Below are 15,184 nucleotides of genomic sequence, written 5' to 3'. Positions count from 1 at the left end.
GTAATTCCTGTTAAAACAGGAATCCATAACACGTTTTGAGTAGTGATAAAGGGAAACCTGCTTTCGCAGGAATGACAATAGTTATTTAATAAAACAATTGTTTTTTATTTCACCCAACAATTTTCTGTTGGCTTTTATGAAAAGCATCTGCTTGAAATTGTAAAATTTCACGTGCTTTTTGTTTTTTGTAATTGTATAACTCTTCTTCTTCGGCTAACTCATTATAAATAGCTTCATTTAAAGCAGTATCAGTTTTTAAAACATTGGCTCTTTGGTTTTCCTTTTGAGTTACCCAAGTTTTTGTTGCATTTTCTATATCTTGTAATTTATAATCGTATTCACCTTTTGGAGCAATTAATTTTGAAAAAATTGGTGAAGTTTCAATTGCTAAAAATAATAGAAATATAAAAAATGAAGGTAACCAAGGAAGTTCATTTAAAGCATTTATGCGAGCCATTAATCCGTCAAAACCATCAATAATTGGTTGTGTAGTTGTTTCTTGTTCTTTTTGTTGATTTGTTAATACTAAAATTTGACTTTCTTTTTCAGTAATTTTTAATTTATTATCCGTTTTAAGTTGTTGTAATTCAGCTAAAGCAGCATCGTGTTTGTCGCGTTTTTCTTTATAAACAGGTCCTTTGCCAAGTAGTTTTGTTCCGGCAGTTCCTTCTGCTTCAGTAATATAAGTGTTATATAAAGCGTTGGTTTCAGATTCTTTTGTAGCTATTTCTTGTTTTAATTGCTCAATTTCTGTTTGAATAGTTGTGATTTCTGGAGTAAATTGATCTGCTATTTGTGCTTTATTAGCTAAGGTTAAATCGTTTTTTTGAGTTAACAAAACTTGATTAATTTCCTTTTCAAAAATTTTCATTTCTAAAGGTTTAGAAATAACCACTGCAATTATAATTGCTAAAATAATACGGGGTGTTGCTTGTAAAACTTCTTTCCATTTATTGTCTTGTTTTTTAATTGTTGAAACAATAAATCGGTCTAAATTAAAAATTAGTAAACCCCAAACTAGTCCAAATATTATGGCTGTGTAATAATTATCAAAAATTGTATATAAAGCATAACTTACGGCAATAAAAGCCATTAATGCAGTAAAAAATACGGTTCCACCTATACCTGCAAATTTAGTTTGTTCAGCTTTTGAGCTGTTTTTTAAAATATCGGTATCTGCTCCGGAGCACATCCAAAAAAATTGTTTAAGCATAACATAGTAGTTTGTTATACAAATAACGTAAAATGTGTATTGATATTATATTTAGTAAGTATTAAAACAATAATTAGTGCTAATTTAAACTTAATTTGAAAGTAATTATTGCGTTAGGGATAGCAGTGGAAAGCCCACAGCATTTGCGAGGACTTGTAGCGCATAGCCCGACCGAAGGGAACGCCCAAAATTTATAGAAAAAAAATAAGAGGTTGTGATAACTGTTTAATATGTGTATTTTTGCGCCTTATAAAAAAACTAAAAAATGAGTATTTTAAATAAATTACAAGATCGTAGTGGGTCTAAATGTGAATTGTGTGCTTCGGAAGAAAATTTAAGTATATATAAATTGCCTCCAATGCCAGTTGGAACTGTGGATGATAGTATTTTGGCTTGCGGTACTTGTATTGATCAAATTGAAAACCCTGATAATGTTAATGTAAATCATTGGCGTTGTTTAAACGATAGTATGTGGAGTGAAGTTCCTGCTGTTCAGGTGGTTGCTTGGAGAATGCTAACACGTTTACGTGCAGAAGGTTGGCCACAAGACTTATTGGATATGATGTATTTAGATGATGAAAGTTTAAAATGGGCAAAAGCTACAGGTGAAGGTCTTGAAGATGAGCATAAAGTAATTCATAGAGATGTTAACGGAGTTATTTTACAAGCCGGTGATTCTGTTGTGTTAATTAAAGATTTAAAGGTAAAAGGATCTAGTATGGTTGCAAAACAAGGAACTGCTGTTAGAAGAATTTCTTTGGATCCTGAAAACGAAAAATATATTGAAGGTAAAGTTGGTCCTACACAAATTGTAATTATTACTGATTACGTTAAAAAACTATAATAAAACTTGCCGCTTGGCTTACGTTTTTTATTTAAAAAAAATGAATATCTAATTATTATAATTAAGTATTCATTTTTTTTTGTTATATTTAGTAAGCCTAAAAGCTAAATAAATTTACTTGGTTTTTTAATAGTTCTTATAAAAAAACGATGTAAAAAATTAGATATTCTTCTATAATCAGTAAGACATCCTAATTATAGAGGTATATTTTACTAATCTTAATTTTTATTATTATGAGAAAAAATTTCCTTGTTTTATTAGCATTATTACTAAGTTGTTCATTCATTTCAGCACAGGATGTAACCTCACATCGTTATAGAAAAGTAGCTCCAGAAAACTTGGCTGAATATTTAAACAATGAAGTTACTTATTGGAGCGCATTTTCACAAAGTGAAATTGACAAAGGATATTTAAAATTTTGGGCAGTACTTGAAAGAGTTGGAGGTGAAAACCTACGTGATGAACCAAATATTTTATTAATCACTCAATTTAATGATATTGATAGACCCGTAGATTGGGAAAGTATTAAAGAATTATTTCCTAATGAAAAGTTTAAAGATATGATGATGGAAGATCTTTTTATAAATACAGACATAATTTATTTAAGAGATTTAGGGAATGATATATTTAGCCCAAATATAGATCTTGAAAAAGATATTAAATATGTTCGTATAAACTATCATAATATGACGGATATGTGGTGGCACTTAAATTTTGAAGCTCAAAAAGTGAAACCGTTTTTTGAGGAAGCAATGAAAAAAGAAAAAACAACTATAAAAGGTTGGGGTAATTCATTAATCTTAACACCAAAATCAGACGGCTTTAAATACAAAACTGAATCTCACGAATATTTCTCTAATTTTAGAGATGCTTTAGGACCAAATGATTTTTATGATTATGATTTTCCTGATGGATTCTTTAAAGACTGGCAAAAAAATTATGTTGGTGAACGAAATGCTCGTATCTATAAAATTATAGCTTTTAAACAAAAAAAATAATTAGCACAATAAAACAAAAAAGGGCGCTTGTAAATTTACAAGCGCCCTTTTTTGTTTTATGAATTAAAATCTTTAATTATTCATCTGAATCCTTTTCATTTGTTTTTTTAAATTGACTAACGTATTTACTTGGAATTACACCAAATTGTTTTTTAAAACATTTAGAAAAATAAGATGCGGTGTTAAATCCTGTCATAAACATTATCTCTTTAACAGATAAGTTACTTTTCTCTAGTAACTGCATTGCTCGTTTTAATCTTATATTTCTAATAAATTCTCCCGTAGACAATCCCGTTAATTCTTTAATTTTTAAGTAAAAAGTACTTCGGCTTAAAGCCATTTCTTTTACTAAAATCTCTACACTAAAATCACTATCCATCATGTGTTTTTCAACAATTTCAATTGATTCTTGTAAAAATTTCTCATCAGTAGAAGTAACGGTTACTTCATTTGGTTGCAAGGTTATTTCCCTATTAAATCTTTTACGTAACTCTTCACGATGTTTTAATATATTTTTAATCTTAAGCTCAACAACCTCCATATCAAATGGTTTTCTTATATAAGCATCAGCTCCTGTTTTTAAACCTTCAATCTCCCATTCTTCAGAAGTTTTTGCTGTGAGCATAATTACTGGAATATGACTTGTTTCTTGCGTTGTTTTAATTTTATCACAAAACTCTATTCCATCCATTACTGGCATTAAAATATCAGTAACAATTACATTTGGCATTAATTTATTTGCTAATTCAAAAGCGCGCAAACCATTTTCCGCTTCATAAATATCAAACTTATCTTTTAATCCTTTTTTCACAAAAGATCTAATATCTGCATTATCATCAACAACTAAAACTACTGGTAATTTTGATCTTTTCTTTATAATGTTTTCATCAACAATATCATCTAAAACACCAGTTATATGAGTTTGAGCATTTGTATCAGTTATAAATGTTTTACTTTCTTCTTCAGTAGAAAAACTTACTCCTTTTTTACTTTCATAGGCTCTTTTTTCTCTTGGTATCCAAACAATAAAGTTAGTTCCCAAACCTTCATCACTAACAACATCAATAACTCCGTTATGCAACTCTACCAATTTTTTTGTGAAATTCAATCCAATACCAGAGCCTTCTGAATTAATCTTTCTAAAATCTCTATCTACATAAAATCTTTCAAAAATTATGTTAATTCTATGCTTTGGTATCCCCGGCCCAGAATCTTTAACTTGAATAACAATATAATTATTACCATCAATATTTGTTTCTTTTCCTTTAGGATGAATAAAATCTTTTCCTTCACATATCTCAACACTAATACTCCCTCCTTTTGGAGTGAATTTAAACGCATTTGAAAGTAAATTATTTGCAATTTTTTCAACCGCATCTGGATCAAACCATGCTTTAATAGATTCTTTTGTAGCATTAATTTGAAAATCAATATTCTTCTTATGGCTTAAAAACTGAAATGGCTCACCAACAACATTAATAAATTTTACAATATCACTATTTCCAATTTTCAACTCCATAATTCCTTTATCCATTTTTCTGAAATCTAATAATTGATTTACAAGTCTCAATAGATAATTTGTATTTTTAGACATTAATTCATGCTGTTCTCTTACATCTTTTGAAATAGTTTGGTCATCTAATTTTTTTAGATAGTCTAAAGGGCCTTTTATTAAAGTTAGTGGAGTTCTAAACTCGTGAGAAATATTAGTAAAAAACTCTAGTTTTAATCGTTGAACCTCCTCGTAATTTTCTTTTTCTAAATGCTCTAATTCTAAATCATGCTTTTTTGTAGATCTAATAATGGTAAATCTTCTAAACAATATTAAGCCTCCAAAAAATAAAAGTATATATATAAAATTAGCAAAATCTGTACTCCAAAACGGTGGTATTATATTTACCTCTAATTCAACTGGAGTCTCATCCCAAAAGCCATCATTATTTGAGGCTTTCACTTTAAACGTATATTTACCCGGCTCTAAGTTTGTATAGGTTGCATATCTTTTATTAGAGGTTGTATATATCCAATCTTCATTAAACCCTTCTAGTTTATAAGCATAATGATTTTTAGCTGGTGCAGAATAGTGCAGTGCTGCAAATTCAAAAGAGAAACTATTTTCCGTATATTTAAAATCAACTTCTTTTGTAATATCAATTGGTTTTTCTAAAAGAACTCTTCCTTCAAGCTCTTCTCCAACATTTACTTTTTTATTAAAAACAAGTAAATTTGTAATAACAGTTTCAGGCATTTCCTTATTATCTTCTATACTTTCAGGAGAAAAAACATTAAACCCATTTACACCACCAAAAATCATTTCACCATTATCCCTCTTTAAACATACAAGCTCGCTAAATTCATTACTTTGAAGGCCATCATTAACATCATAATTTTTAAACTCTTCATTGGTTATATTAAACTTTGAAAGCCCGCCATTGGTTGAAAGCCATAGATTATTGTTGTCGTCTTCCAAGATTCCTTTAATAACATCGTTTGGTAGACCATCTTTTTTAGAATAAACTTTAAAACTACCATTTTCACCGTTTTTAGATGGAATAAATTTATTTAAACCTCCCCCAAATGTTCCTATCCAAATATCTCCTTTTGAACTTTCAAAAACACTTAATATATAATTGTGACTAAGGCTATTTTCATCTCCTTTAATGTTTTTATAAATTTTGAATTTTGGATTTTTTTTAATTGATTCTTCTTTTGTTAAATAACACAAGCCATTTGCAGTTGCAAACCAAATATCCCCTTTTCTATCTTGAAAAATATCTCTAATTATATTATTTGAAATACTTTTTGAATCATTAGGGTTGTTAAATAATATATCCTTTTTATATTCATTATCTCCACTTTTTAACCATCTATAAAGCCCTCCATTATATGTTCCAAACCAAAAATTAGAATTTTTATCTTGTAAAATTGAAAAAAGACTTTTACTTATCTCAGTATTAATCTTAAAATTAGTTTTTTTGTTTAGTTTTTTATCTGTTATATCTAAAGAAAATAAACCACTAGAGTTCGCAACACCAAAATATAATTTCTTTCTTTCACCTTCTTGAACTTCAATAATCTCAATTGGACTTATAGATAACCTTTCATCTGTATATTTTTTAAAAGAAGAATAAGTTCCATCATTCTCTTCTTTAGTTACAGCATTTAAACCTCCTTCTTCTGTCCCAAACCACAAGGTTCCATTACTATCTTCAAATACAGATTTTACATTCGCTACACTTAAGCTATTTGGGTTTATTGTTTTACTAAAAAATCTAAATCTTTTTCTATTTGGATCAATTTTACTTACTCCTCCTCCATTTGCACCTACCCAAATTATACCCGTTTTATCAATAAACAAAGACTTAACACTACTTTTAGACAAGCTGAATTTCGGATTATTAGGATCAAACTTAAAATGATCTATTTCTTCTATTTTACCTGTAATTTCATTTGTTTCTAAATGTATTAGCCCATCTAAAGTACCTGTCCAAATTTGATTTTTAAAGGTTTCTAGTTTATTAAAAACACCACTTTTTATAATTTCTTTATTTACTGTACCATTATTTTGATGAACAATAAATAATCCTCCAGTTGTTCCTAAAAGTAGTTTTCCATAAATATCTTCCCCAATGCACCTAACAGCTATATTCTGAGAGTAAAACCCAAAATAAGCATTTACATTTTCATAAATAAAACCTTCTTTATGATCTCTTACAAGCCTCCCAATACCATTTGTTTCACAAACCCACAATTGGCCATCTTTATCCTCAAAAAAGGAAGTTATTGAAATTCTTTTTGATGCAAATGGATAATCTTCTGAGAATTGTATATGGTTAAATTTAGGTTTATCCGTCTCCTCATTTAAATCAAGCATATCAATTCCCTTTAGAGATGATACCCAAAGTCTATTTTTTGAATCTAAAAAAATTGAATTTACATGATTGTTATTAAGGCTATTTTTATCGTTATCATCATGGACAAAATGGGTGAATTTATTTGTTGATCTATTATAAAAATCTAACCCGCTTCCTGTAGTCGCAATCCACAGATTATCATCTTTATCACCAATTACTTCAAAAATTAAATTACTATTTATACTTAATGAATCATTTGAATTTGGCTTAAACACCTCAAACTCATAGCCATTATATTTATTAAGTCCATCATGGGTTCCAAACCACATAAAACCTTTTTTATCTTGGTATATACTATTTAAATCATTCTGAGACAGACCATCTTCCGTTAACAAATGTTCTACTCTTATAGAATTTTGAGCATAAGAAGATTGATTTAATAAAAGAAATATTATTGTACAAATAATAAAAAAGAAATTTCTATATCCATTTTTAATTTTCATAAGGCAAAAATAAATTATATGGATTATAAAAAAACCATATACTTAAAATAATTAGTGATTATTTAATATTTGTGATTCAAATAAATGATTTTTAATAGCAATAAAATTCAACTACTCTTTATCTTTAATTTGTTTATCTTTTGAAGTTGGCAATACTAATTGTGAATAGTTTAATCTCCAACCTGAAGTTTCTAACAGTTGTTCAATCATTAAAATTGTGTCCAATGCTTCTTTTTTTGCAGCTTCTATTAATCCACTTTCAGGAATTTTATCAATTATAAAAGTCTTGGCTTCTTTATTTAATCCTGTTAAATCTGAGGCATCGAACTTATTAAAAAAACCATCTACTTTATCGTAATACTTAACTTCAGTTTCAATAGTTAAAACTTTCGGTTCTGGAAAATGAGTAAGAATAATTTCTTTTTTATTTGTATCAGATTCTAATTGAATTTGAGATAAATCATATCCTATATGAGCCTTTGCATTAATTAACAAGATTGCTTTCTTTTTACTTGTTATTAAATTTAAAAAACGATTTTTAGTGTTTTCATAATGATAAATTTCAGCAAAATCACCTTCAACTGAAATTAATTTACAAACACTTTTTATTTTTTCAATTAATACAACGGATTGTCTTTCTGTTTGCTGAACTCCTTTTTTCTTATTAAAAAAACTCATTCCCCAATAAGAAATAATGACACCAAATATAATTCCTAAAAATAATTCCATAATTAAAGTTATAACTCAAATATAAGCATAGTTTAGATAATAAATAAATCTGAAGCTATACCATCTGCTAAAAATTTTCCTTTCTGAGAAGTTGTTACCGTTTGCTTTTTCTCATTAAAAATTAACAATTCTCTTTTAAGAAATGGTTGTATATTTTTTATAAACTGGTTCAACATAATGTCCCCGAAATTCAATTTAATTTTATTCAAATTAACCCCCCAAACAGTTCTTAAACCGGTCATCACCGTTTCATTAAACTTATCTTCTATTGATAATATTTCAACTTTCAGTGGTAGTTTATTTTCATTTAAAGACATAACATACTTGGCATTATTAGAAATATTCCAAGATCTTTCAACACCATTATATGAATGTGCAGATGGGCCAATTCCTAAATAATTTTCTCCTAACCAATAGGAAGTATTATGTTTTGAAAAGAAATTAGATTTTCCAAAATTCGAAACTTCATATTGAACAAAACCCTTTTTTTTAGTTTCTTCAACTAAAATATTAAAATGTTCTAATGCCAAATTTTCATCAAGTGGTGCAACTTTTCCTTTTTTTATAAAACTGTGCAATGCTGTTTTTTCTTCAACGGTTAGTGCATAACTCGAAATATGAGGAATCCCTAACTCAAATGCCTGATTTAAATTATTAAGCCATTTTTTATTTGACATATTTGGTACGCCATAAATTAAATCAATTGTTATATTCTCAAAGTATTTTAACGCATCTTTTAAACAGTTTTTAGCTTCTGAAGCATTATGCGCTCGATTCATAAATTTTAGATCATCATTAAAAAAAGATTGAATCCCAATACTTAACCTATTAATTGGAGATTCTGATAATTCTATAATTTTTTCTAATGATAAATCATCTGGGTTTGCTTCTAAAGTAATTTCGGGACTTTCAACTACCGTATAGTTATTATAAATAACTTCAAATAAAGATTCTATATCGCCCTTAGTAAGTAAAGAAGGTGTTCCTCCGCCAAAATAAATAGTCTCTATTACTTGATTTTTTAATTCTTCTTGCCTTAATTTCAGCTCTTTACTTATAGCATTAAGTACCTCTTCTTTTCTTTTTAATGATGTTGAAAAATGAAAATCACAATAATAACATGCTTGTTTACAAAATGGTATATGTATATATATTCCTGCCAATTCTAGGGTTTTATTATTTGAAGTTAAATTAAAAAAAGAAACTATTCTTTTACCCGGTTTCCATTTTGTTTTACAAATGAAGCCCAACCTGTATAATTCTTATCAGTTGATATTTTTCCGCTATTATAAAAATGACAAACTGCAGCTGCCAATCCATCAGTTGAATCTAAATTTTTTGGTAATTCCTTTATTTTCAAAAGGCTTTGTAACATTTTTGCAACCTGCTCTTTACTGGCGTTTCCATTCCCTGTTATTGCCATTTTTATCTTCTTTGGCGAATATTCAGTAATAGGAACTTCCCTTGATAGCCCTGCAGCCATAGCTACTCCTTGAGCCCGCCCAAGTTTTAACATAGACTGTACATTTTTACCAAAAAATGGTGCTTCAATTGCAATTTCATCAGGATGGTAAGTTTCAATTAAATGAATTGTTCTTTCAAATATTAATTTTAATTTCACATAATGGTCATTATATTTTTTTAAAATTAATTCATCCAACTGCATCAATTCCATTTTTTTATCAACTACTTTAAGTAATCCAAATCCCATAATAGTAGTTCCAGGATCAATTCCCAATATAATTTTTTCTGAGCTCAATTATTTGTTTATTTTAAAGCCAAATGTACAATAACTTACATAAATAGAAACTTTACCTAAGTAGCTTATTAAATTAAGAATTGTAGTACTTCTCTCTATTTCAGTTCATTTAATTATCAAAAGACATAAGGTTCTTGTTTAAAAGTACTATTTTTTAACAGGCACTATTTTAACCAAATAAATTGGTAATTATGGTCTCAATATTGTACCATAAAAAAATAATTAGCATTAACAAAATTGCCAAAATAATACCTCTTTTATAATTTGGTTTCTTTCTTTTTTTAAATCTATTTTCCATTTAATCTATTATTTTTACAGCTCTTAACATTTCTCGTTTTCCTGGAGGACCAGGCAGTCTTTCTACTTTAAAACCAACCGCTTGCATAGCTCTTCTTACACTTCCTTTTGCACTATAAGTAACCAAAACACCGTTTACTTTTAAGGCATCGTACATAATTTTAAAAATATCTTCCGTCCATAAATCTGGTTGTACTCTAGCTCCAAAGGCATCAAAATAAATTAAATTAAAAGTATCTAAATCATTAATTTTGTTAAAGAACTGCTTTCTTTTTGTTAATGAAAATTCAGTAGAAATCATCTTTTCTAATTCCCATTCCTGCTTATGCATTTCATTAAAAACAGATTCAAAATTTTGAGCTTTAAGCTCTTCTACATAATTTAATTTATTAATTTCATCAAACAAAACTGGATATGCTTCAACACCAACATAATTAATTGTTAAATTCAATTTAGGAGCTTCTAAAAAAGTAATAAAACTATTTAAACCTGTTCCAAAACCAATTTCTAAGATCTTTATATTTTGTTCAGAAAATAAATGAAGTCCACTTTTAATAAATACATGTTTAGCCTCTTGAATTGCTCCATGTATAGAATGATACTGCTCATTCCATTCTGGTAAATGTATGGTTGAAGAACCATCTGAAGTTATTATAATTTTTCTTTCCAAATTTATTTCAATTTTACAATATCAATATCAACTAATAAAAAAAGATATAAAACATTACCAATGAACATTTTAAATTTATAATTTTTTTACACTTTAGAAAATTATTTTGCCTATTAAATGCTAATAATGCAATTTTATTTTCTCGTTAATACTTAATTGAATATTTTTACCAAATATATTAAAAATAAGGTAGTACAATCAATGTAAAACAAATTTCCTATTCAAAAAAAAGGAGTAATTTTGTTTAAACTAAATTTACATTAGCAATGGCTTTAGAAATAGAAAAAATAGCAAAATCGAAAATCGCTGAAGTTGATTTCAGTAATTTGTCATTTGGTAAATTATTTACTGATCACATGTTCGAATGCGATTTTGAAAATGGTGCATGGAAAACCCCAAAAATTAAACCTTATCAAGCTCTAACGCTTGATCCTTCTGCAAAAGTTTTTCATTACGGACAAGCAGTTTTTGAAGGAATGAAAGCCTACAAAGATGATAATGATGATATTTGGCTATTTAGACCAGATCAAAATCAAAAACGTATTAATATTTCTGCTGAAAGATTAGATATGCCAGCTTTCCCAAAAGAATATTTCTTTGAAGGTTTGTCTGAATTATTGAAACTAGATAGTGCGTGGGTTCAAAAAGGAGACGGTAACTCTCTATATGTCAGGCCATTTATTATCGCAACGGAAAATTGCGTTTCAGCCTCTGCTTCAACTAATTATAAATTTATGATTATTTGTTCTCCTGTACAAGCTTATTATGGAGGTGAAGTTAGAGTTGTAATTGCCGATAAATATAGTAGATCTGCAAATGGAGGAGTTGGTTTTGCAAAAGCAGCTGGTAATTATGCCGCTTCTTTTTATCCTGCTAAATTAGCAGCAAAACAAGGATATCAACAAGTATTATGGACGGATGCTTCTACTCATGAATATTTAGAAGAAGCAGGTACTATGAACGTTTTTTTTAGAATAAAAGACACATTGTTAACTGCTCCAACAAGCGAGCGTATTTTAGATGGTGTTACTCGAAAAAGTATTATTCAATTTGCTGAAGATGAAGGAATAAAAGTTGAAGTAAGACCCATTAAGGTTACTGAAATTCTTGAAGCTGCAAAAAACGGAGACTTATTAGAAATGTTTGGTGCAGGAACTGCCGCAGTTATAAGCCCTATTCTTGGATTTGCACATAAAGATGAAAAAATTGAATTACCAAAAGTTGAAAATAGTTATGCTTCTTTTATAAAAAAGAGCTTAACAGACATTCAAAGAAATCTTGCTGAAGATAAATTTGGATGGAGATTTAAGGTTGAATAATCATAATTTGTATTAATTTAACTAAAATCATAACTTTTTTATAAATTGCAATATCTTAAAGCAATCGGATGCACATCCGGTTGTTTGGCATATTTATTGGTCTTAACCAATTAAAAACAACCATATGACTACATTAAAAGAAGCAAAAAAGAATATTCAAGAAAAAGGATTTTTAGATATTGAAACACCTAAAGACATTGACTATATAGCAGAAATAAACAGATTAAGAAAAGAAAAAAATGCTGTTATTCTAGCTCATTATTATCAAGAAGATGCAATACAAGATATTGCTGATTTTGTAGGTGATAGTTTAGCCTTAGCTCAAAAAGCAGCAACTACAGAAGCTGATATTATAGTTTTTGCAGGCGTTCATTTTATGGCAGAAACTGCAAAAATTCTTAATCCTAAAAAGAAAGTATTACTTCCAGATTTAAAAGCTGGTTGTTCTTTAGCAGATTCTTGTCCGCCAGCTGAATTTGCAGCTTTCAAAAAAGAACATCCAAATCATTTAGTTGTATCATATGTAAATACTTCAGCTGAAATTAAAGCTTTAACTGATATTGTTTGTACATCTTCAAATGCGGAAAAAATAATTAATTCTATTCCTAAAGATCAACCAATAATTTTTGCTCCAGATAGAAATTTAGGAGCCTGGTTAATTAAAAAAACAGGTAGAGATATGCTACTTTGGGATGGAGCATGTATGGTACACGAAGCTTTCTCTATTGAGAAAATATTAGATTTATATGCTGAAAATCCTGATGCTGAAATAATTGCTCACCCTGAGTCTCAAGCTCATTTATTAAAAGTAGCTAAATATGTTGGCTCAACATCTGGATTATTAAAATACGTAAAAAATAGCAAAGCCAAAAAATTTATTGTTGCAACTGAGGTTGGTATTTTACACCAAATGAGACAAGATGCACCAGATAAAATTTTAATACCCGCTCCAGTTGAAGATGACAATTGTAACTGTAGCGAATGTTTTTATATGAAAATGAATACAATGAAAAAATTGTATTTATGCTTAGAACACGAATTACCAAATGTTGAAGTTGACGAAGAATTAAGTAAAAAAGCCTTAGTTTCTATAGAACGTATGCTTGAACTTTCAAAATAAACAAACCACTTTCAAATGAATGCTGAAAAAAAATTACAATATTCGGATTTTTTAATAATAGGTTCTGGAGTTGCAGGACTATCATTTGCTTTAAAAACAGCAAATGAATTTAAAAATTCTACAATTACTATTATTACTAAAACTGATAAAAATGAGTGTAATACTAAATATGCTCAAGGAGGTATTTCAACAGTTTGGGATAAAACCGTAGATTCATTTGAACAGCATATTGAAGACACACTAACTGCTGGGGATGGACTTTGTGATGAAAAAGTTGTAAAAATGGTTGTTGAAAGCGCACCCGATAGATTAAATGAATTAATTAAATGGGGAACTAAATTTGACAAAACTGAAAGTGGCGAATATTCTTTAGGAAGGGAAGGTGGCCATTCTCAAGATCGTGTATTACACCATAAAGATATTACTGGAGCCGAAATTGAACGTGCTCTTATAGCACGAGTTGAGGAAACGAAAAACATTACTTTTTTAACGCATCATTATGCTATTGATTTAATAACTGAACATCAGATAACAAAGAAAAAAATAAAAAGAAAAGAAAAAATCACTTGTTACGGCGCTTATGTTTTAGATGAAAAAAAAGGTGTTGTAAAAACTTTTTCTTCAAAAATAACAATGTTAGCTACCGGTGGCAACGGACAAGTTTATAATACTACAACAAATCCTGTAGTTGCTACAGGTGATGGTATTGCAATTGCTTATAGAACCAAAGCTGAAATATCTGATGTAGAATTTATTCAATTTCACCCTACAGCCTTATTTAATCCTGGCGAATACCCTGCTTTTTTAATTTCTGAAGCCGTACGTGGAGAAGGTGCAATTCTTAGAGATTATTACGGCAAAAGGTTTATGAAAAAGTATGATAAACGAGAAGAACTTGCTTCACGTGATATTGTTGCTCGCGCTATTGATAATGAATTGAAAAAAAGCGGAACGCCTCATGTTTATTTAGATTGCACACATTTAGATTTTAATTCTTTTGAAAAACATTTCCCAAATATTACAGCTAAATGTTTAACGTTGGGAATTGATGTTCGTAAAGACTTTATACCGGTTTCACCTGCTCAACATTATATTTGTGGTGGTGTAAATATTAATAAAAATGGTAAAACATCAATAAAAAACCTATACGCGTCAGGGGAAGTTACTAGATCTGGATTACACGGAGCTAACAGATTAGCTTCCAACTCATTATTAGAAGGTCTCGTTTTTTCACATAACGCTTGCCAAAACCTAAAAAAAAGATTTTCAAAAATTAAAGAACCACAAAATATTCCTGTTTGGAATGATAGTGGAGTTGTAAAAAACATGGAAAAAATATTAATTACACATGATAGAAACGAAGTAAAAACTATTATGAGTAATTACGTTGGAATTGTACGTTCTAATGAACGTTTATTGCGTGCTGAAAGAAGATTAAGAGTTCTGTATGAAGACAACAAACGCTTATATGATTATTCTGAACTTTCTACCGATTTATGTGAATTAAGAAATTTAATTACAACAGCCTACCTAATAACTCAATTTTCTAAGAACAGAAAAGAAAATAAAGGTGGCTTTTATAGCGCAGATTTAGTTAATAAATAAACTTAATTTATAAAGTTTTAGGTTTTAAATTTAAGGTTTTTATATACTGAGTTTATATTCTTGTTTTAAGAATCAAATTATTATTAATTTGTGAATCTATAATTTCAAGTGAATAAAAAACTTTTAAAAACTAATGAAATTAGCCTTTCTCAACTTTTTTCTGATAATATATTTGCCTTAACCATAAGGCATTGTAAATTATTTCAGATTTTTTATTATTCAACATTAAACCTTCTATCATTTTTACAGTCTAATATTTCGTGAAATATTAGA

Annotated in this window: 11 protein-coding genes; 5 read left to right on the top strand and 6 right to left on the bottom strand. The window is 28.6% G+C overall.

From position 1 onward, the window contains the following. Window positions 1-109 precede the first annotated feature (109 nt). Complete coding sequence (locus DAD81_RS01195; protein WP_111706398.1) at window positions 110-1,213, bottom strand: DUF4407 domain-containing protein; 1,104 nt, start codon at window positions 1,211-1,213, stop codon at window positions 110-112. A gap of 265 nt (window positions 1,214-1,478) precedes the next feature. On the opposite strand from DAD81_RS01195, the gene DAD81_RS01190 reads away from it, so the two are divergent. Then, window positions 1,479-2,057 (top strand): PhnA domain-containing protein, encoded by a 579-nt coding sequence (locus DAD81_RS01190; RefSeq protein WP_111706397.1) that lies wholly within the window; start codon window positions 1,479-1,481, stop codon window positions 2,055-2,057. A 233-nt stretch (window positions 2,058-2,290) separates the two neighbouring features. Next, entirely contained in the window at window positions 2,291-3,055 is a 765-nt protein-coding gene (locus DAD81_RS01185; protein WP_111706396.1) for a hypothetical protein, read from the top strand. Window positions 3,056-3,131: 76 nt separating this feature from the next. On the opposite strand, the gene DAD81_RS01180 is transcribed toward DAD81_RS01185, so the two are convergent. From DAD81_RS01180 to mnmD, 5 genes are all read right to left on the bottom strand, one after another. Continuing rightward, the gene (locus DAD81_RS01180; RefSeq protein WP_111706395.1) at window positions 3,132-7,412 is read right to left on the bottom strand and encodes a hybrid sensor histidine kinase/response regulator transcription factor; all 4,281 of its coding nucleotides are present in this window, start codon (window positions 7,410-7,412) and stop codon (window positions 3,132-3,134) included. A 111-nt stretch (window positions 7,413-7,523) separates the two neighbouring features. Beyond that, window positions 7,524-8,141: a DUF4230 domain-containing protein gene (locus tag DAD81_RS01175; protein ID WP_111706394.1), complete on the bottom strand. Its 618-nt coding sequence runs from the start codon at window positions 8,139-8,141 to the stop codon at window positions 7,524-7,526. A gap of 32 nt (window positions 8,142-8,173) precedes the next feature. Beyond that, entirely contained in the window at window positions 8,174-9,304 is a 1,131-nt protein-coding gene (gene hemW, locus DAD81_RS01170; protein WP_111706393.1) for a radical SAM family heme chaperone HemW, read from the bottom strand. A 41-nt stretch (window positions 9,305-9,345) separates the two neighbouring features. After that, window positions 9,346-9,900 carry a crossover junction endodeoxyribonuclease RuvC gene (gene ruvC, locus DAD81_RS01165; protein ID WP_111706392.1) on the bottom strand — a complete coding sequence of 185 codons (555 nt, stop codon included), beginning with the start codon at window positions 9,898-9,900 and terminating at the stop codon, window positions 9,346-9,348. A gap of 298 nt (window positions 9,901-10,198) precedes the next feature. After that, window positions 10,199-10,867, bottom strand: coding sequence for a tRNA (5-methylaminomethyl-2-thiouridine)(34)-methyltransferase MnmD (gene mnmD, locus DAD81_RS01160; RefSeq protein ID WP_111706391.1), 669 nt, complete (start codon window positions 10,865-10,867; stop codon window positions 10,199-10,201). A gap of 266 nt (window positions 10,868-11,133) precedes the next feature. Here mnmD and DAD81_RS01155 point away from each other — a divergent pair, with 266 nt between their 5' ends. The 3 genes from DAD81_RS01155 to nadB all read left to right on the top strand — a co-directional run bounded on the left by DAD81_RS01155 (window position 11,134) and on the right by nadB (window position 14,911). Next, a complete protein-coding gene (locus tag DAD81_RS01155) occupies window positions 11,134-12,186 on the top strand; it encodes a branched-chain amino acid aminotransferase (protein WP_111706390.1) in 1,053 nt (350 codons plus the stop codon). Window positions 12,187-12,310: 124 nt separating this feature from the next. Then, window positions 12,311-13,306 carry a quinolinate synthase NadA gene (nadA, locus tag DAD81_RS01150; protein WP_111706389.1) on the top strand — a complete coding sequence of 332 codons (996 nt, stop codon included), beginning with the start codon at window positions 12,311-12,313 and terminating at the stop codon, window positions 13,304-13,306. A 15-nt stretch (window positions 13,307-13,321) separates the two neighbouring features. After that, window positions 13,322-14,911, top strand: coding sequence for an L-aspartate oxidase (gene nadB, locus DAD81_RS01145; protein ID WP_111706388.1), 1,590 nt, complete (start codon window positions 13,322-13,324; stop codon window positions 14,909-14,911). Window positions 14,912-15,184 lie beyond the last annotated feature (273 nt).

This window comes from Lutibacter citreus, from assembly GCF_003260195.1.
GTDB classification, from domain to species: domain Bacteria; phylum Bacteroidota; class Bacteroidia; order Flavobacteriales; family Flavobacteriaceae; genus Lutibacter; species Lutibacter citreus.
This window is presented reverse-complemented; position numbering and strand designations above follow the sequence as displayed.

Coding starts and splice junctions, on each gene's coding strand:
- DAD81_RS01155 (WP_111706390.1), top strand. CDS start 11,134: ATGGCTTTAGAAATAGAAAAAATAGCAAAATCGAAAATCGCTGAAGTT.
- DAD81_RS01175 (WP_111706394.1), bottom strand. CDS start 8,141: ATGGAATTATTTTTAGGAATTATATTTGGTGTCATTATTTCTTATTGG.
- nadB (WP_111706388.1), top strand. CDS start 13,322: ATGAATGCTGAAAAAAAATTACAATATTCGGATTTTTTAATAATAGGT.
- DAD81_RS01180 (WP_111706395.1), bottom strand. CDS start 7,412: ATGAAAATTAAAAATGGATATAGAAATTTCTTTTTTATTATTTGTACA.
- DAD81_RS01195 (WP_111706398.1), bottom strand. CDS start 1,213: ATGCTTAAACAATTTTTTTGGATGTGCTCCGGAGCAGATACCGATATT.
- DAD81_RS01190 (WP_111706397.1), top strand. CDS start 1,479: ATGAGTATTTTAAATAAATTACAAGATCGTAGTGGGTCTAAATGTGAA.
- DAD81_RS01185 (WP_111706396.1), top strand. CDS start 2,291: ATGAGAAAAAATTTCCTTGTTTTATTAGCATTATTACTAAGTTGTTCA.
- nadA (WP_111706389.1), top strand. CDS start 12,311: ATGACTACATTAAAAGAAGCAAAAAAGAATATTCAAGAAAAAGGATTT.